General features: G+C 35.8%; 20 protein-coding genes. All 20 read left to right on the top strand.

Features of this window, described 5'->3' with window-relative positions; all coding sequences use genetic code 11:
- Position 1: 1 nt before the first annotated feature.
- The 20 genes from flhA to SM124_RS17130 all read left to right on the top strand — a co-directional run bounded on the left by flhA (position 2) and on the right by SM124_RS17130 (position 19,363).
- Entirely contained in the window at positions 2–2,038 is a 2,037-nt protein-coding gene (flhA, locus tag SM124_RS17225; protein ID WP_322447758.1) for a flagellar biosynthesis protein FlhA, read from the top strand.
- Positions 2,035–3,249: a flagellar biosynthesis GTPase FlhF gene (gene flhF / locus SM124_RS17220; RefSeq protein ID WP_322447757.1), complete on the top strand. Its 1,215-nt coding sequence runs from the start codon at positions 2,035–2,037 to the stop codon at positions 3,247–3,249. Before flhA ends, flhF begins: the two co-directional genes overlap by 4 nt.
- Positions 3,233–4,099 (top strand): MinD/ParA family protein, encoded by an 867-nt coding sequence (locus SM124_RS17215; protein WP_322447756.1) that lies wholly within the window; start codon positions 3,233–3,235, stop codon positions 4,097–4,099. The genes flhF and SM124_RS17215 overlap by 17 nt, the downstream gene beginning before the upstream one ends.
- An 8-nt stretch (positions 4,100–4,107) precedes the next feature.
- Positions 4,108–5,211: a protein-glutamate methylesterase/protein-glutamine glutaminase gene (locus SM124_RS17210; RefSeq protein WP_322447755.1), complete on the top strand. Its 1,104-nt coding sequence runs from the start codon at positions 4,108–4,110 to the stop codon at positions 5,209–5,211.
- A gap of 20 nt (positions 5,212–5,231) precedes the next feature.
- Entirely contained in the window at positions 5,232–7,283 is a 2,052-nt protein-coding gene (locus SM124_RS17205; RefSeq protein ID WP_322447754.1) for a chemotaxis protein CheW, read from the top strand.
- Between the two features lie 74 nt (positions 7,284–7,357).
- Positions 7,358–7,828 (top strand): chemotaxis protein CheW, encoded by a 471-nt coding sequence (locus SM124_RS17200; RefSeq protein ID WP_322447753.1) that lies wholly within the window; start codon positions 7,358–7,360, stop codon positions 7,826–7,828.
- A 4-nt stretch (positions 7,829–7,832) separates the two neighbouring features.
- The gene (locus SM124_RS17195; protein WP_322447752.1) at positions 7,833–8,474 is read left to right on the top strand and encodes a chemotaxis protein CheC; all 642 of its coding nucleotides are present in this window, start codon (positions 7,833–7,835) and stop codon (positions 8,472–8,474) included.
- Positions 8,467–8,964 carry a chemotaxis protein CheD gene (locus SM124_RS17190; protein WP_322447751.1) on the top strand — a complete coding sequence of 166 codons (498 nt, stop codon included), beginning with the start codon at positions 8,467–8,469 and terminating at the stop codon, positions 8,962–8,964. The genes SM124_RS17195 and SM124_RS17190 overlap by 8 nt, the downstream gene beginning before the upstream one ends.
- Positions 8,964–9,296: a hypothetical protein gene (locus SM124_RS17185; RefSeq protein ID WP_322447750.1), complete on the top strand. Its 333-nt coding sequence runs from the start codon at positions 8,964–8,966 to the stop codon at positions 9,294–9,296. The genes SM124_RS17190 and SM124_RS17185 overlap by 1 nt, the downstream gene beginning before the upstream one ends.
- Positions 9,297–9,548: 252 nt before the next feature.
- Positions 9,549–10,313: a FliA/WhiG family RNA polymerase sigma factor gene (locus SM124_RS17180; protein ID WP_322447749.1), complete on the top strand. Its 765-nt coding sequence runs from the start codon at positions 9,549–9,551 to the stop codon at positions 10,311–10,313.
- Between the two features lie 30 nt (positions 10,314–10,343).
- Positions 10,344–11,702, top strand: a complete 1,359-nt coding sequence (locus SM124_RS17175) for a flagellar assembly protein A (protein WP_322447748.1) — start codon at positions 10,344–10,346, stop codon at positions 11,700–11,702.
- A gap of 36 nt (positions 11,703–11,738) precedes the next feature.
- The gene (locus SM124_RS17170) at positions 11,739–12,050 is read left to right on the top strand and encodes a hypothetical protein (protein ID WP_322447747.1); all 312 of its coding nucleotides are present in this window, start codon (positions 11,739–11,741) and stop codon (positions 12,048–12,050) included.
- Positions 12,051–12,059: 9 nt separating this feature from the next.
- Positions 12,060–12,653 carry a hypothetical protein gene (locus tag SM124_RS17165; RefSeq protein WP_322447746.1) on the top strand — a complete coding sequence of 198 codons (594 nt, stop codon included), beginning with the start codon at positions 12,060–12,062 and terminating at the stop codon, positions 12,651–12,653.
- A gap of 145 nt (positions 12,654–12,798) precedes the next feature.
- Entirely contained in the window at positions 12,799–13,500 is a 702-nt protein-coding gene (gene rpsB / locus SM124_RS17160) for a 30S ribosomal protein S2 (protein WP_322447745.1), read from the top strand.
- 257 nt (positions 13,501–13,757) lie between these two features.
- Positions 13,758–14,639: a translation elongation factor Ts gene (gene tsf, locus SM124_RS17155; RefSeq protein ID WP_322447744.1), complete on the top strand. Its 882-nt coding sequence runs from the start codon at positions 13,758–13,760 to the stop codon at positions 14,637–14,639.
- A gap of 278 nt (positions 14,640–14,917) precedes the next feature.
- On the top strand, positions 14,918–15,643 hold the full coding sequence (pyrH, locus tag SM124_RS17150) for a UMP kinase (RefSeq protein ID WP_322447743.1): 726 nt from the start codon (positions 14,918–14,920) through the stop codon (positions 15,641–15,643).
- A complete protein-coding gene (frr, locus tag SM124_RS17145) occupies positions 15,643–16,200 on the top strand; it encodes a ribosome recycling factor (RefSeq protein ID WP_322447742.1) in 558 nt (185 codons plus the stop codon). Before pyrH ends, frr begins: the two co-directional genes overlap by 1 nt.
- Positions 16,201–16,552: 352 nt before the next feature.
- On the top strand, positions 16,553–17,335 hold the full coding sequence (gene uppS, locus SM124_RS17140) for an undecaprenyl pyrophosphate synthase (protein WP_322447741.1): 783 nt from the start codon (positions 16,553–16,555) through the stop codon (positions 17,333–17,335).
- Positions 17,336–17,354: 19 nt separating this feature from the next.
- The gene (locus tag SM124_RS17135) at positions 17,355–18,143 is read left to right on the top strand and encodes a phosphatidate cytidylyltransferase (RefSeq protein WP_322447740.1); all 789 of its coding nucleotides are present in this window, start codon (positions 17,355–17,357) and stop codon (positions 18,141–18,143) included.
- Positions 18,144–18,217: 74 nt separating this feature from the next.
- Complete coding sequence (locus tag SM124_RS17130; protein WP_322447739.1) at positions 18,218–19,363, top strand: 1-deoxy-D-xylulose-5-phosphate reductoisomerase; 1,146 nt, start codon at positions 18,218–18,220, stop codon at positions 19,361–19,363.
- The last annotated feature ends 8 nt before the right edge of the window (positions 19,364–19,371 follow it).

Genomic DNA, 19,371 nt, shown 5'->3' with positions numbered 1-19,371 from the left:
CATGTCAGCCAGAGACCTATCTGTATTGCTCAGTGTTATTTTAATTGTTGCAATGCTTATTATTCCATTTCCATCATGGTTATTGAGTGTGTTAATTATAGTCAATATTTCTTTGGCACTACTGGTGCTCTTAACGTCCATGAATATGAATGAACCACTACAATTTTCTATCTTTCCGTCCTTGTTATTATTATTAACACTATTTCGCTTAGGATTGAACGTATCAACTACAAGATCCATACTTTCCAAAGGGGAAGCAGGGGGAGTAGTAGAAACATTTGGAACATTCGTTGTTGGCGGAAATGTAGTAGTCGGATTAGTAGTATTCTTAATCCTCATTATCATTCAGTTTGTTGTAATAACAAAAGGTTCTGAACGTGTCTCTGAGGTAGCGGCTCGTTTTACATTGGATGCTATGCCAGGTAAACAAATGAGTATTGATGCCGATTTAAATGCAGGGATGATATCCGAACATGAAGCTAGAGAACGCCGTGAAAAAGTATCAAAAGAAGCAGACTTTTACGGAGCAATGGATGGTGCCAGTAAATTCGTTAAAGGGGACGCTATTGCGGGTATCATCATTGTTATCATCAACTTAATTTTTGGTATTGTCATTGGAATGACACAGCAAGGTTTAGCTATTGCAGATGCAGCTACAAAATATTCTATGTTAACAGTCGGGGATGGAATCGTTAGTCAAATCCCAGCACTATTAATTTCAACAGCAACAGGGATTGTAGTTACTCGTGCTGCATCAGATGGAAATTTAGGGCAAGATATTACTGCACAGCTCCTTGCCTATCCTAAAATGCTTTATGTAACAGGTGTGACAATCCTATTATTAGGGATATTCACCCCAATTGGTATTTTGTTAACAGGTCCGATTGCAGGATTATTTATTTTCGGTGGTTACATGATGTCTCGGGCTCCAAGTGTGGACAAAGAACAATTACAAGATATAGAAGAAGAAATTCAATCGGATGAAATGAAAAGTCCGGAGAGTGTTGTTAACTTACTAAATGTCGATCCAATCGAGTTTGAATTCGGATATGGTTTAATTCCATTAGCTGATTCCAATCAGGGGGGAGACTTACTGGATCGTATCGTCATGATCAGAAGGCAGCTTGCGATTGAATTGGGGTTAGTGATTCCTGTCGTTCGAATACGAGATAATATTCAGCTACAACCTAATGAATATCGTCTAAAAATAAAAGGGAATGAAATGGCTAGAGGTGAGTTACTTTTAGACCATTATCTTGCCATGAGCCCTGGTATTGAAGACGACTCGATTGAAGGAATCGATACCGTTGAACCTGCATTTGGTCTGCCAGCTAAATGGATAACTGAGGAAATGAAGGAACAAGCTGAAATCTTTGGCTATACAGTTGTCGATCCTCCGTCAGTTGTTTCTACACATATAACAGAGATTATTAAAGGAAATGCACACGAACTATTAGGAAGACAAGAAACGAAACAATTAATAGATCATATAAAAGAAAGCTATCCGATTTTAGTTGAGGAAGTTACTCCTAATCCTCTTTCTGTAGGGGAAGTTCAAAAGGTGTTAGGAAAGCTGTTACGAGAAAATGTCTCTATTAGAAATCTTCCTATTATATTTGAAACATTAGCTGATTTCGGAAAAGTAACATCGGATACTGATGTTTTAACTGAATACGTTAGGCAAGCGCTGGCCAGACAAATTACTAATCAATATAGCTCTGGCGGTGATAGTTTAAAAGTTGTAACGGTGTCAGGAAGGGTAGAGAAAATGATTGCTGAAGGGATCCAACAAACGGAGCATGGCAATTATTTATCACTCGATCCAACCGTTTCACAATCTATTTTAGAGTCATTAGCAGCACATGTAGAGCAGTTATCACTTATGGAGCAAACACCTATTGTTTTATGCTCTCCGGCTGTTCGAATGTATGTCAGACAATTATCAGAACGATATTTTCCGCAAATTCCAATTCTCTCCTATAACGAATTAGAAGCGAACGTGGAAGTACAAAGCGTTGGGGTGGTGAACATTGATTGAAGGTAAAAAAATATATTGCTCCCACAATGTCTGAGGCAATGAACTTGGTTCGAGTAGAACTAGGGAACGATGCAGTTATATTAAATTCAAAGGTAATCCAAACAGGTGGTTTTCTAGGTTTCTTTAAAAAGAGAAGTGTTGAAGTGATAGCAGCGGTGGATCCAACACCTAAAGCTGTACCAAAAGTGAAAGAGAAACAAAAGTTACCACCTGTTAAACAGCCTAAGATTGATTTTATTAAAGAGCCAACAATAGTTGCTGATACAATCAAGCAGAGTAACGTAAATGTTTCCCCTACTTCACTAGATAAATCCTCAACGGATTTATTAAAAGAACTAGCGGATTTAAAGGATTTAGTAAAAAACATTCCGAATACAAATGGTCAAGAATCCGTTCAATTTTTATATCCTGAACCGATACAAAAGATAAATAGACGACTAGCGGACCAAGAAGTTAGTCCTCATATAAAAGATGAATTATTATCTTTACTCTTAGAAAAATGGTATGTAGACGGTGCCAATCATACAGATGAGGTCATAATTGAATGGGCAAAAAATGAATTAAATAACAGATTTTCCCCATACAGTTATGGCGAAATCACTTTTGAGAAAAAGTATGTAAATGTAGTAGGTCCTACGGGAGTGGGAAAAACCACTACTTTAGCAAAAATAGCAGCCGATTGTGCTTTGAAATATAAAAAGAAGGTTGCGCTTATCACCACTGATACGTATCGAATCGGAGCAATTGAACAACTAAAGACTTATGCGAAAATCCTATCCATTCCTCTAGAAGTTTGTTATAACCTTGAAGATTTTAAAAATGCTTGTGATACTTTTAGAGATTTTGATGTTGTGCTAATTGATACAGCTGGTAGAAACTTTCGAAATAAACAATATGTTGAAGATTTAAAAAAGGTTATTAATTATGATGAGGAAATGGAAACTTTGTTAGTACTAGCCTTAACGTCTAAACAAAGGGATATGGAAGACATTTATAAGCAATTTTCTATTATAAAAATTAATAAGTTTATTTTTACCAAAGCAGATGAAACCTCTAACTTTGGTGCAATGGTTAATTTAATTGATAAATATAAAATAGGGGTTGCATATATCACAAATGGACAAGATGTTCCAGATGACATGATGTCTGCTAATAGTGAAATAATTTCGAAATTGATTCTTGGAGTCGAACAACATGAAAGATCAAGCTGAGGCTTTAAGGTTAAAAATGAAAAAGATTGACAGTCAAAAAAACACAAAGACATTAGCAGTGGTAAGCGGTAAAGGTGGAGTGGGGAAATCTAACTTTTCATTGAATTTTTCAATCTCCTTAACAAAAAGAGGACATAAAGTATTGTTATTCGATATGGATGTTGGTATGGGAAACATTGATATCTTAATGGGTAAAACCTCACGATATTCTATTGTCGACTACTTCAATGGCAAAGAGTCGTTGAGGAATATCGTTTCAGAGGGATTGGATGGTCTTCATTATATTGCAGGTGGAGCAGGTTTATCTCAATTAATCAAATTAGAAGATCATACAATTGAAAGATTTTTCGAAGAGTTAGAAGATTTACTTTTTGAATATGAATACGTTATTTTTGATATGGGTGCAGGAGCAAGTGAGGAATCTTTAAAATTTATTTTATCTGTGGATGAAATTTTTGTCATAACAACCCCTGAACCGACGTCTATTACAGATGCTTATTCCATGATGAAGTTTATTCATTTAAATGATCAGTCTAACTTACCATTTTATATCGTGGTAAATCGTGTTTCTAATGAAAAAGAAGGACAAGAAATATATAACCGAATTCAAAGTGTGGTTCAAAAGTTCCTTGGGCGTGAAGCAAAGGCACTCGGAATGTTGCCAGATGACCGCGCTTTAATGCAAGCAGTTATTAAGCAAGTTCCTTTTATTTATAACGGGAAAAGTAATGCTGCAAAAGCTTTATCAGAGATTACCGATCTTTATGAAAGACAACAGTTTAAAGATGCACCAACGACTAAAGTGTTTAATTTTGCATCAAAATTAAAGCGATTTCTCTTTGAAAGGTAGTGCTACGAATGGAAAAAATCAAAGTGCTAATAGTTGATGATTCAGCCTTCATGAGAAAGCTTATTCAAGATTTTTTATCCGAACACCCTAAAATGAACATCATAGGAACAGCAAGAAATGGTGAGGATGCAATAAAAAAGATTAAAGAGCTCAAACCAGATGTCGTGACAATGGATATTGAAATGCCCGTTATGAACGGGCTTGAAGCTTTAAAGAGAATTATGAAAGAGCATCCTGTTCCTGTTGTCATGCTATCAAGTACTACTAAAGAAGGTGCTGAAAATACCATACTGGCAGTTCAATATGGTGCTGCTGACTTTATTGCTAAACCTTCTGGTGCTATCTCCTTAGATTTACATAAAGTGAAAGAAGAATTGATTCAAAAAGTACTTTCAGCTAGCCATGCAAACCTGAAACAACTGTTAAAATCTCATACAAATGTAAAAAGTACTACTATTTCTGTGAGGGATTATAGTAAAATAGAACCAAGAGTTTTCGACACCAAAATTTCTCAATCCAGCAGCACAATTTGGAATGCAACGCAAAAAAAATTAATTTGTATAGGAACTTCAACTGGAGGGCCAAGAGCATTACAACATGTAATCACTAAACTGCCTAAAAATCTACAAGCAGCTGTATTAGTGGTTCAACATATGCCTGCTGGATTTACAAAGAGTTTAGCTAATCGTCTAGATTCTTTATCAGAGATATCAGTGAAAGAGGCAGAAGACGGAGAAATAATAAAAAAAGGAACCGTTTATATTGCTCCAGGTGGCTACCACTTAAAAGTAATAAATGTTGGTACAAGTCTTGCTATAAAACTAGATCAAACGGATGCACGAAATGGTCATAGACCGTCAGTTGATGTGATGTTTGAATCTGTTAGTGAATTAAGAGACTACTCAAAGATAGCGGTTATTATGACTGGTATGGGAGCAGATGGTTCTAAAGGGTTAGTAGAATTAAAGAAACATGGAGCTGTTAAGGCAATTGCAGAATCAAGTGAAACATCAATTGTATTTGGAATGCCAAAGGCTGCTATTGCTACTCAGTTGGTTGATGAAGTGAAGAACGTAGAAAGCATTGCGGAATCTATTTTGAAATATGTTTAATGCCGAGGGGTGTGAAGGCGATGGAGATGAATCAATATTTAGAAGTATTTATTGAAGAAAGTAAAGAACATTTACAATCTTGTAACGAGCGTTTACTAGAATTAGAGAAAAACCCAAGTGATCTTACGATTGTAAATGAAATTTTCCGATCTGCTCATACATTAAAGGGTATGTCAGCAACTATGGGTTATGAGGATTTAGCCAGTCTAACTCACCAAATGGAGAATGTATTAGATGCCATTCGTAACCAGAAAATTTCTGTAAATGCAGAAATTTTAGATGTTGTCTTTGAATCAGTTGATCATTTGGAGGAAATGGTTCTTTCCATTTCCGAAGGTGGAGACGGGAAAAGAGACGTTAAGGTGACGGTAGACAAGTTAAAGCTAATTGAAAAAGGTGAAAGTCCTGTTCAAGCACAATCAAAAGCAGAGGTAGCAGTTGCGGTTGCAGAAGAAACAAGTACAGCAAAAAGTGATTACGATGAGTTTGAATATACGGTTATTCAACAGTCAAAGGAACAAGGTTTTGAGGCTTTTGAAATTACAGTTTCTTTACGAGAAGATTGTTTATTGAAAGCAGCAAGAGTTTTTATGGTCTTTGAGGTTTTAGAAAAAATCGGTGAAGTTATTAAATCTTCTCCTTCTGTCGATCAATTGGAAGAAGAACAATTTGACCAAGAATTTACCGTAACACTAGTTTCTAAAGAACCAAAAGAAGATATTCATAAAAAAGTATTGAAAGTTTCTGAGGTTAATAAAGTAGATGTACAGGTCATTACACTAAGCAATGTTCGTCAAAAACAAGAACTGTTAGAGGAAGAAATAGTATCGCAGTTACAAGTAGTTGAAGAAACGGTTAACACATTGGCGGAGGCTCCAAATCAACCGGAAGAAAAGAAAAAGCAAACGGGAGCTAAGCAAGCTAATAACAAAACTATTCGTGTTAATATTGAGAGATTAGACATTCTAATGAATTTGTTTGAGGAGTTAGTTATCGATAGAGGTAGACTAGAACAAATCTCTAGGGATCTTAACAATCAAGAACTTCATGAAACAGTTGAGAGAATGTCACGTATTTCAGGAGATTTACAAAATATTATTTTAAATATGCGAATGGTTCCAGTCGAAACTGTCTTTAATAGATTTCCTAGAATGGTTAGACAACTTGCAAGAGATCTGGGCAAGAAAATTAACCTTGAAATCATTGGTGCTGAGACGGAACTTGACCGTACTGTAATTGATGAAATCGGTGATCCGCTTGTCCACCTTATCCGTAATGCTCTAGACCATGGAGTAGAAACACCGGATATCAGAAAAGCAAAAGGAAAAGCGGAAGAAGGTACGGTAATATTAAAAGCTTTCCATAGTGGAAACCACGTATTTATCGAAATTGATGATGATGGTGCAGGAATTAGTAGAGATAAAGTTCTTAAAAAAGCATTGAAAAATGGCATTGTTAATGAGCAAACGGCTGCTACTTTAACAGACAAGCAAGTTTATGAACTCATTTTTGCTTCAGGTTTCTCAACAGCAGAAAAAATTTCTGATGTTTCGGGCCGTGGTGTAGGCTTAGATGTAGTAAAAAATACGATTGAATCTCTTGGTGGAAGCGTATCGATTGACTCAAAAGAAGGGGTAGGCTCTACATTCTCTATTCAGTTGCCACTAACACTATCGATCATTTCAGTTATGCTTGTTGAAAGCCAACAAGAGAAATATGCGATTCCGTTGTCTTCTATCATTGAAACTGCGATTGTTAAAAAAGAAGATATTATGAATGCACATAATCAACAAGTAATTGATTTTAGAGGAAAAGTAGTCCCTCTATTATTCTTAAAGGACATCTTTAATGTTCCTGTTTATGAAGAAGGAGACGAATTTTATTCTGTTGTAATCGTTAGAAAAGGCGATAAAATGGCAGGACTAGTGGTAGACTCGTTTATTGGTCAACAAGAAGTTGTATTAAAATCATTAGGTAACTATTTAACAAGTGTGTTTGCCATTTCAGGTGCTACGATACTTGGTGATGGTCAAGTTGCTTTAATAGTTGATTGTAATGCTTTAATTAAATAATAAATGTTAAAGGCTTGGATTTAGTATTGATCCAAGCCTAAAGAAAAATAGATTGGTAGAGGAGTGGGCCCAACATGACTGAGACACTAGCAGCAGATTTAAAATTAATTATATTTCAGTTAAAAGGGAAAGAATATGCTATTCCAGTGAGTCAAGTTCGTTCCATCGAAAAAGTACAACATATTACACGAGTACCAGGTATTGCTCCGTTCGTCAAAGGGGTTATTAACCTAAGAGGAGTAGTTACACCTATTATCGATTTGCGCAGTCGTTTTGATATTGACGAAGTGAATTATTCAGACAGTACTCGAGTTATTATCGTTGCACTAGAGGACATGGAGGTTGGATTGATTGTTGATGCAGCAAATGATGTTATTGATGTAGCAACCAATTCAATTGAGCCACCACCTGAGATTGTAGGGATGAAAGAAGCAGACTACATAAATGGTGTAGTAAAAATAGATAAAAGATTATTAATACTTCTAGATTTATCAAAAGTATTGAATCCAGAAGAAGTAAAAACTCTAAATGAATTTGTAGGATAATACTATGACTTTTTTAGATAAATACTCAACCATGCACCTAGACATTCTAAAAGAAATAGGAAATATTGGGGCAGGGCATGCTGCAACTGCCCTATCTAAGCTACTAAATAAAAAGATTGATATGAATGTTCCTAATGTTAAAGTTGTGTCTTTTGACGAAATGATGGACATGGCTGGAGGACCAGATAATATTGTAGCTAGCGTTTTCTTAAGGATTGAAGGAGATGCACCTGGGAGTATGTTCTTCGTATTATCCTTACAACAAGCGAATACGTTCATTCAACAAATGATTGGGGACGACAGTTTTTCATTTGGCGAGCCTCCGTATAGTGAATTGGCTTTATCCGCTTTACAGGAACTTGGCAATATTTTATCGGGGTCATACTTATCTTCTTTATCTGATTTTACCCAATTATCCTTATACCCATCTGTACCTGCATTAAGTATTGATATGGTTGGAGCCATCATTAGCTTTGGTTTAATTGAATTATCCCAAGTAAGTGATTATGCGATTGTCATTGATACGGCTATCAATGAAGATGAGATCATACAATCCGAAAGTGTGAACGGACACTTCTTTTTACTACCAGATCCTACTTCTTTTGATATCATTTTCAAATCATTAGGAGTTGCGCAAAATGAATGATTGTGTTCAAGTCGTAAAAGTAGGTATTGCTGACATGAATATTGTTAAGGGGTCGGACCATATCCGTACTTCCGGTTTAGGCTCGTGTGTGGGTGTGGTTGTGTACGATCAATCTAGGGAAATTGCAGGTTTGGCACATGTGATGCTTCCAGACTCATCACTAGCAAAGGCTGGCTCGATGAATATTGCGAAATATGCTGATACAGCAGTAAAGGAATTAGTTAACAGACTAATTAAAGTTGGAGCAAAGCAAATGGCGCTTAAAGCGAAAATTGCAGGAGGCGCACAGATGTTTCAGTTTGCTAATTCAAATGATATGATGCGAATTGGGCCTAGGAATGTAGAGGCAGTAAAAAAAGAATTATCAGCACTTAATATCTCTCTAGTTGCAGAAGATGTCGGTGGGAATAGTGGTCGAACAATAGAATTTGACCCAAAGACTGGTATTCTAAATATACGTACAGTAAATAAAGGTGTTCGAGAATTATAATGTATAGTACTTGGATGTTTAATCTAATCTTCTCGTTTATAGGCCTTACTGTTTATTTTACCATTGCGTTTTTTTATCAAACTTTACAAAGAGCTATCATTGAGGCTTTACTAGCAGGCATTATGATATTTTTAATTAGTTATCTGTTTAGATGGGCTATTCATTACATAATGCAAGAGCATTCCACAAAGGATATGATTGAAACAAATGATGTTTCAATTAATAACGAAATACAAGATCCTGTTCCACTCCCTAAAGACACTGAGATAAACTTAGAGGATGGACAAATAGCACTTGCATCGGAATACATTAAAAATTTAATCAATGATTAATAACCACTTTTCTAACTTACTAAGAAACCACTTCTTAGGATAAAGTGTTAGGACTTGCATATATAACATTCAGCCATCTATTAGAGAGGGCTGTTTTTTTTTTTACTATCTTGAATTGACTTAGCTAAACGATGATTTTCAGGGGACAATAATTAGACATAATTCGAGGAAATCTTCAACCTTTCTATTATCACTCTATTATATCTGATATAATAAAAGGGAAAGAAATGGTACGTTTGTAAGGAGGAAGCCATGGTACAGGGATCTACGACAGAGGAACAATTAATTTGGAAAAAGTGGATTTCCACTCGTGATACAGGGGCAGGAGATCTCTTAGTGAAGAAGTATATGCCTCTTGTAAGTTATCATGTACAGAGAATATCAGTCGGTCTTCCAAGAAATGTTTCTAGAGACGACTTAAGAAGTCTTGGGATGATAGGCTTGTACGATGCTCTTGAAAAATTCGATCCTACTAGGGACTTAAAGTTTGATACATATGCTTCCTTCCGTGTTCGTGGAGCGATTATTGATGGATTGAGAAAAGAGGATTGGCTTTCAAGAAGTACGAGAGATAAGGCAAAAAAAATAGAAGCAGCCGTTGAAAAGCTTGAACAAAGATATATGCGGAATGTAACGGCTAAAGAGATTGCTGAAGAATTGGATTTAACTGAGGATGAAGTATGTACAGTAATGAATGAACACTTTTTTGCTAACATACTTTCGATAGATGAACAACCAAATGAACAAGATGATAAAGAAGGTCAAACCTTTGTTTTAAAGGATGATAAGGCAGAGATACCTGAAGATAAAGTGGTGAAAGACGAGCTAATTAAAGAAATGGCCGAAATGATTTCCCACTTAAATGATAAAGAACAGCTTGTGTTAAGTTTGTTTTATCAAGAAGAATTAACACTTACAGAAATAGGCCAGGTAATGGATTTATCTACTTCTAGAATTTCACAAATTCATTCAAAAGCTATTTTCAAACTTAGACAGGCATTACAGAAGATCGTTTAAATAGATAGATTGAACAAGGGGAGAAACACAATGGAACTGCCTTTTAAAGTTATAATAGCCAAGGACCGTTTGACTGCACAAATGGAGCTTGCTCAAATACCTGATGAGAGTTTCTCTATTTCGATGACTGCGCTTGTTGAATGGTTGAAAAAAGAGCAAATTGTATTTGGTCTAAACCAGGATACGTTACTCCAAATATCTCAAGATCCTCTGATTTTAAAAAAACCATTAGTGGTAGCAAAGGGAATTCCTGCTAAAAATGGGGAAGATGCATACATAGTAGCAGAAATTCAGGAACAAAATGAAGTGAAGAAGGGGAAGATTAACTTCCGAAATGTTATGAACATCCTTTCTGTAAAAATCGGACAATTAATAGCTACTATCACACCCGCTACCACAGGGGAAAATGGTACAGATGTGTCGGGTAGGCCTATATTAGCTAAAAGTGGGAAACCGTTAAGAATAAAAGCGGGCAAAAATGTCATTTTATCAGATAACCAGTTCATCTCTTCGATAGATGGCCAGGTTAGTATTACGAATCAAATGATTACTGTTAACCCTGTTTTTGAAGTAAAGGGGGATCTGGATTTAAAAACTGGGAACATCAATTTTATTGGGAACGTGGTCATTAAAGGGAATGTGCCCACTGGATATGAAGTACGAGCTGGAGGAGATATAAAGATTCATGGCCTAGTGGAAGGTGCAACGATAGCGGCCGAAGGAAATATTATGATCTCAGGTGGGGTCACTGGTGGTAATCGGGGAAGTGTGATAGCCAAAGGGATTATTCATGCAGCTTATTTGAATCAGGCAAATGTTCAGTCTGATCAAGATATTATTATTGATACATCCGTATTACATAGCAAAGTTCATGCAGCAGGTAACATCATATGTAAAACTGGACATGTCATTGGTGGTTCCTTAATTTCGGGTAAAGATGTTCACATTAAAGAGTTGGGGAACCACCTCTTTACTAGAACGGACATTTATCTGGCACATGATCCTTCTATTGATGAAAATGAAAAGAAGCTTAAAAATGAACTTATTAGTGTATCAGAGAATTTAAAGAAAATAGATGTTCTTGAAGCAAAACTAATAGAGATTGGTAGGCTTAAGGGTCATTTTACTCCAGATCAAAAGGAAATGATCATGAAACAAAGAGCAACTAAACAACATTTATTAACTCAACTAGAAAAACTTAATAATGATATGGCTGTACTAGAGGATGAAAGGAAAGAGCAATTAGAGGCTGGACTATTTATTTACGATATAGTCTACCCCAATACGGCCATACACTTCGGTAGATATTCAAAAATTCTTCAACAAAAACATTCTTATGTGAAATTTCACTATTTAAATGGAGATATTGAATTTGAACCATTAGGATAATGTTTTTGACTAATAAAAAGAAATGGAAGTGGTGGCTTGAGTTTAAAAGCGATTGAAATGCAAATTGCACTTCCAAGAACACATGATGCAGGTAAATTACAGGAACAGATACAACAACGTGGACAACTACAGAATGATCTGGCTTCTCATAGTGTTCATAAGGAAGAGGAGAAGAAAAGAACTTCCGTTATTAAACAAGAAGAAACAGACCATGTGCAGTTATCCCATAAAGAAAAAGAAAAACAGGATTCTGAGCAAAAGAAAAGGCAAAAGCAGAAGGAAGAAATACAAATAAAAGAAAAAGAACGACATCCATATAAAGGTAACTATGTTGATTTTAGTGGATAGAGGGAAGTTATGACGAACTTTTTATTACTGGTTAGTTTAATATTAAATATTATTGCGTTATTTGCGATTATCATATTGTACTTAAGGCAAAACCGGTTTGCAAATATGGAAACAAAACAAGAGAAAATGTTACATGAAATGGAAGAAACCATTTCAACCTACCTCATGCAAATGCAGGAAGAAAATGAACAGTTTATAAATAAAATTATAGAAGTAAATCGTAGAAGTCCTAAAATAGGGGCAGAAGTAAAAAATAATCAATTGGAAGAAACGGTTGAACTTCCTCCTTTAAAAAAGAATTCTGCTGGACAAAAACGTTTTGCCTCTGCAACGGTCTACCAAGCGACAAAAGCTTATAAACAACCGATTACAGGAACACAGCCTATTAATTTTGATGAAGATGAAGTCGCTCTACCTCCTATAGACAAAGAGAAACGAGATGAGGAAATTATTCCTCAAGTATCTCAGTCGGATTCACTAATTGAACAAGCAATACTTCTAAGTGAACAAGGTTTGTCATATGAAGAAATTGCCAAGAAATTGAATAAAGGAAAGACTGAAATCGAACTTTTACTCAAATTTAATCGAAAAATGCAAGAATAGCTTGATTGTATATGTCACTTATGCTATATTAACACTTGGTGTTAATACACACGCTGATGGATTTAATCAAATGGTGCTGTTGAAACAGTTTTTGGTTAAAGATGAAATGAGCGGAGGAAATCAAAACCATTAGGAGGAAATACAAATGTCAGTAATTTCAATGAAACAATTACTTGAAGCTGGTGTACACTTCGGACACCAAACTCGCCGTTGGAACCCAAAAATGAAGAAATATATCTTCACTGAGCGTAACGGTATCTACATCATCGACCTACAAAAAACAGTTAAAAAAGTGGAAGAAGCTTATAACTGGGTTAAAGAATTAGCTGCTAATGGCGGAACAATTCTTTTCGTTGGTACGAAAAAACAAGCTCAAGATTCAGTTAAAGAAGAAGCGATCCGTTCTGGTCAATACTTCGTTAACCAACGTTGGTTAGGTGGTACTTTAACAAACTTCGAAACAATCCAAAAACGTATTGCACGTTTAAAAGATATCGAAAGAATGTCAGAAGACGGTACTTTCGAAGTACTTCCTAAGAAAGAAGTAGTTCAATTAAAGAAAGAATTAGAACGCTTAGAAAAATTCTTAGGCGGAATTAAAGATATGAAACAGCTTCCAGATGCTCTATTCATTATCGACCCTCGTAAAGAGCGTATCGCAGTTGCTGAAGCACACAAATTAAATATTCCTATCGTAGGAATCGTTGATACTAACTGTGATCCAGATGAGATCGATGTAGTAATTCCTGCTAATGACGATGCTATTCGTGCGGTTAAACTATTAACTGCTAAAATGGCTGACGCTATTCTAGAAGCAAAACAAGGTGAAGAAGTAACTACTGCTTAATTTTCTATTAGAATATTAATGCAACGTTACCACCATGATTGGATAAAGGTGATAAGAGGGTTTACCTTTTATCACCTTTTTTTAAAGTGAGTAAGACTGCTTTTACATAAATTATTGTTCTTTGTTTAAACATAATCCTTGTGGTTTACCTAAGTAATGGCAATAAATTTTATAAAAGAGTCTAACAAAAAATAGTTTAGCTTTATGTAAGCTTGCAAAAAATAATCATATACATATTTAAGGAGGAGTTACTCATTATGGCAATCACTGCACAAATGGTAAAAGAACTTCGTGAAAAAACTGGCGCTGGAATGCTAGATTGTAAAAAGGCTTTACAAGAAACTGATGGTGACATGGAAAAAGCAATTGACTTCTTACGTGAAAAAGGAATTGCAAGTGCTGCTAAAAAAGGCGACCGTATCGCTGCAGAAGGACTAACTTCTGTATTAGTTGAAGGTAATGAAGCTGTAATTCTAGAAGTTAACTCTGAAACAGATTTCGTTGCTAAAAACGAAGCTTTCCAAGGTCTTGTTAGAGAATTAGGTGAGCACTTATTAAAGAATAAACCAGCTTCTGTTGAAGAAGCTGCTGGTCAAACGATGGAAAATGGTTCTACAGTTGAAGCTCATATCAATGCTTCAATTGCTAAGATTGGTGAAAAGCTAAGTCTTCGTCGTTTCCAAGTTGTTACAAAAACAGACAATGATGCTTTTGGTGAATACCTACACATGGGCGGTCGTATTGGAGTATTAACAGTTCTTGAAGGAACTACTGATTCTGCAGCGGCTAAAGATGTTTCAATGCACATTGCAGCTTTAAATCCTAAATACGTTTCTCGCGACCAAGTATCTCAAGATGAAGTAGAGCGTGAGCGTCAAGTGTTAACGCAACAAGCGATTAACGAAGGTAAACCAGAAAACATCGTAGCAAAAATGGTTGAAGGCCGTTTAAGCAAGTATTTCGAAGATGTTTGTGTTAACGATCAATCTTTCGTGAAAAATCCTGATCAAAAGGTTCGTCAATTCGTTGAATCTAAAGGCGGAACAATTCGTGAGTTCATTCGTTACGAAGTTGGAGAAGGTATCGAAAAACGCGAAGATAACTTTGCTGAAGAAGTAATGAACCAAGTAAGAAAATAATTTTGATGAAAAATTAAGAGGGAACACTAAGTGTTCCCTTTTTTAAAGAGGCTTTTTTAAAACTTTATTACTTATTTCCTATCTTATTTATAATTAATTTTAGAGTAAAAGTTATTTGTTTTAAAAAAGCCTCTCTATTTATATTTGTAGCACTCATAAGCTACGATAGGGGTAAAAATCGGCTTTAGGATTTTTACCAAGAATAGAATTCATTGAGTAAAACAGCATTTGAAGAAGAAATAGTCAAGTATTTTACATACATATATATGGAGGTTCTAATGAGCAGTCCTAAATATAAACGAGTTGTTTTGAAGTTAAGTGGAGAAGCATTAGCAGGTGAGCAAGGATTTGGAATTGATCCAAAAATTATTCGCTCAGTTGCTGAACAAGTAAAGGAAATTGCCGACCTAAACGTTGAAGTGGCTGTCGTAGTTGGTGGAGGAAACATCTGGCGTGGTAAAATCGGTGAAGAAATGGGTATGGACCGTGCGAATGCCGATTATATGGGTATGCTGGCTACTGTAATGAATTCACTAGCCTTACAAGATAGTCTTGAGCAATCAGGAGTTGAAACTAGGGTACAAACTTCTATCGAAATGCGTCAAGTTGCTGAACCATATATCCGTAGAAGAGCAATTCGTCACCTAGAGAAAAAACGAGTAGTGATCTTTGCAGCTGGAACAGGTAATCCTTATTTCTCAACTGATACTACTGCTGCTTTACGTGCTGCTGAAGTAGAAGCTGAAGTCATCTTAATGGCAAAAAATAATGTTGATGGTGTGTACTCCGCAGATCCACGAGTGGATAAAAACGCGAAAAAATATGATGAGCTTTCTTATCTAGATGTATTAAAAGAAGGCTTAGCAGTTATGGACTCTACAGCATCCTCTTTATGTATGGATAATGATATTCCTTTAATTGTATTTTCAATCATGGAGCAAGGAAATATTAAGCGAGCTGTAATGGGTGAAACAATCGGAACAATTGTAAGGGGGAAAAAATAATGCCAAAACAAGTAATTGAAAATGCTAAAGATCGTATGAATAAAGCTATTGCTGCCTACACACGTGAACTAGCTAGTATCCGTGCTGGTCGTGCTAATGCTTCGCTATTAGACAGAATTACGGTTGATTACTACGGAGCACCTACTCCAATCAACCAAGTAGCTGGTGTTTCAGTACCTGAAGCCCGTTTACTTGTGATTCAACCATACGATAAATCCATTCTTGGTGACATTGAAAAAGCAATTTTAAAATCGGATATTGGTTTAACTCCTTCTAACGATGGTAGTTTAATTCGTTTAACGATTCCTCAACTAACGGAAGAGCGTCGTAAAGATTTAGCTAAGTTAGTTAAGAAAGAATCAGAAGATGCTAAAGTTGCTATCCGTAATATTCGTCGTGATTCTAATGATGATTTGAAAAAGTTAGAGAAAAACGGTGAGATTACAGAAGATGACCAAAGAGGTTATTCTGACGATATTCAAAAGCTAACGGATGAGTTTATTAATAAAGTTGATTCTTTAACAAAAGATAAAGAAAAAGAAATTATGGAAGTTTAATCAATTAATCCAGTCATATAAAAAACCCTCTATGATTAGGGGGTTTTTCTCTTTTTATAGCTCATGTATTTGGATGGATTTTTATTATTTATGGTTTAGTCACTTGTTTTCTCTTCTTAATTTTTATGTCAGTACATACTCTTTTATAGAGATATCTTTTCTTATTTTTGGTATTATGTTTATATGTAGGTGAAGTGCAGTTACAATGAGTTACATTTTAAACGACTTTTCATAAATGTTTAACTCCATTTTAATGAAAAGATCATTAATAGAAAACGTACATATTCATCACATATAAAAAGGTTAATCGTATATCGGAGGATTACATTAATCTATTTGGAGGACCCGAGTCATGTTAGATAAAATGAAAATTTGGAAGAATAAACCTACGTCTTCTGATGATAATTTAGAAGAGCGAAAAACTAGACTAAAGGAACAATTCATTCCTAATCACGTAGCGATTATCATGGATGGGAACGGGAGATGGGCAAAAAAGAGGGCTCTACCGCGTGTTGCCGGACATCATGAGGGTATGAAAGTTGTCCGCAAAATCACGAAACTAGCTAACGAACTAGGGGTTAAAACATTAACTTTATATGCTTTTTCAACAGAAAACTGGAAGAGACCGAAGATGGAAGTAGATTTCTTAATGAAGCTTCCTGAAGAGTTCTTAGGTACTTTTCTGCCTGAGTTAGTTGAAGAAAATGTTCGTGTGGAAATGATGGGTTATAAAGAGAGCTTACCTCCTCATACACTTGGTGCAATAGGAAGAGCCATGGAAGAAACAAAGGACAATGATGGACTAGTGTTAAACTTTGCCCTTAACTATGGAAGTAGAGCAGAAATACTAGAGGCTGTTAAAGGCGTCTTAAATGACTGTAAAAGTGGTATACTGAATGAAGAAAACCTTAATGAAGATGTTTTCTCTAATTATCTTATGACGAAAGGCTTAGGGGATCCAGATTTATTAATACGTACTAGTGGTGAAATCAGGTTAAGTAACTTTATGCTTTGGCAACTAGCTTATACTGAATTTTGGTTTACTGATGTATTATGGCCAGATTTCTCAGAGGAGCATTTTGTTGAAGCAGTAGAAGTATTCCAAAATCGTCAACGACGTTTTGGAGGAGTTTAATAAAGGTGTTGAAAAATTAATGAAGCAAAGAATTATTACAGCAATAATCGCAGCAGCTGTCTTCGTCCCTATCGTTATTTGGGGAGGAGTACCTTTTATCATCCTTGCATATGTACTAGCTTCTGTTGCTCTTTATGAATTGCTTAAAATGCGCAATCTTAAGCTCTTGTCTATTCCAGGATTAATTTCTTTAGCGGTGCTTTGGATTTTTCTATTACCTGAGCAATTTCAAGAATTTCTAGATGTGCTTCACTATTCAAAAGTTGAGTTTGCGCTACTAGCCGTATTGTTATTTCTAACCTATACGGTTGGTACAAAAAATCGATTTACATTTGATGATGTTGCATTCTCTACAATGGCAATCCTATACATAGGGATGGGCTTCCTTTATTTTATTGAAACTCGCGAGGCAGGCCTGTTATATATTTTCTATTCCTTATTTATCATTTGGGCTACTGATTCAGGTGCCTACTTTATTGGTAGGAAGTTTGGGAAAAACAAGTTATGGCCAGAAATTAGCCCTAATAAAACAGTAGAAGGCTTTATAGGCGGAATTATATGTGCCGTTATTGTTGCCTTAATTTTTGTATTTACGACGGATATTAATGCAACTCTTTTCGAACTGATTATTATTACGATTCTCCTTTCCATTTTTGGTCAAGTGGGGGATTTAGTTGAGTCTGCTTTAAAACGTCACTATTCTGTAAAAGACTCTGGAAGTATTTTACCGGGACATGGTGGAATCCTAGATCGTTTTGACAGTTTATTATTTGTTTGGCCATTATTGCACTTTTTTCACCTCCTATAGGTGTGGATATTAATAACTGGCTATAATAGAACAAGCCTTAGAGCTTGCTCTTTTGCAATAGGAGTTGAATGGACATGAAGTACATTAGTTTATTAGGAGCAACGGGTTCTATAGGAACACAAACTCTAGATGTCGTTAAGGAACATCCTACAGAGTTTAAGGTAGTAGCTCTTTCTGTTGGACGAAACCTACCTCTAACCCGTAAAATAATTGCTGAACATCAACCTGAACTTGTTTCTGTAATGGAAAAGTCAGCAGCGGATACTTTAAAACTAGAATTTCCTCAGGTCAATTTTACATATGGTCACGAGGGTCTTACGGAAGTAGCGGTTTATGAGAAAGCTAGTATACTTGTGAACGCTGTATTAGGAAGTGTTGGTCTTCAACCAACTTTGCAAGCAATTGAAGCGAAAAAAACGATTGCTATTGCAAATAAAGAAACACTTGTTACTGCTGGTCATTTAGTCATGGAAGCGGCAAACCGGAATGGCGTTTCTCTTTTACCGGTAGATAGTGAGCATTCTGCAATTTACCAAGCTCTACAAGGTGAAAGAGAAAAGAACATTGAGAGGCTGATTATAACAGCATCTGGTGGTAGCTTTAGAGATCGAACGAGGGATGAATTAAAAGACGTGACCGTTCAGGAAGCATTAAATCATCCAAACTGGTCGATGGGTGCTAAAATTACCATTGATTCAGCTACCATGATGAATAAAGGATTAGAAGTCATTGAAGCACATTGGCTCTTTAATATTAGTTATGAAAAAATAGATGTGTTATTACATAGAGAAAGCATTATTCATTCTATGATTGAGTTCCATGATAGTAGTATTATGGCTCAATTAGGTACACCTGATATGAGAGTGCCTATACAGTATGCTCTTACGTTTCCAGATCGTTTGCCATTGAAAACAGCCAATCGATTAAACTTGGCCGAGATTGGTAAACTGCACTTTAAAGAGATGGATTTTGAGCGTTTTCGTTGTCTACGTTTTGCTTATGAAGCAGGGAAGGCAGGGGGAACTTTACCAACGGTGCTGAATGCTGCTAATGAGGCAGCAGTTGCTCATTTCCTAGAAGGGAAGATTACCTTCTTACAAATTGAGGACTTAATTGAAAAAGCCTTAACTAACCATGACAACATCAACAATCCTAGTCTTCCAATTATTCAAGAAATAGATCAGGAAACAAGGAACTATGTAAATACACTTCTAAAATAAAGGTGGTC

It is taken from the genome of Robertmurraya mangrovi (genome assembly GCF_034427655.1).
Taxonomy (GTDB): Bacteria; Bacillota; Bacilli; order Bacillales; family Cytobacillaceae; genus Robertmurraya_A; species Robertmurraya_A mangrovi.
Note: the sequence above shows the minus strand (reverse complement) of the source record. Positions and strands in the feature narration are given on the sequence as shown.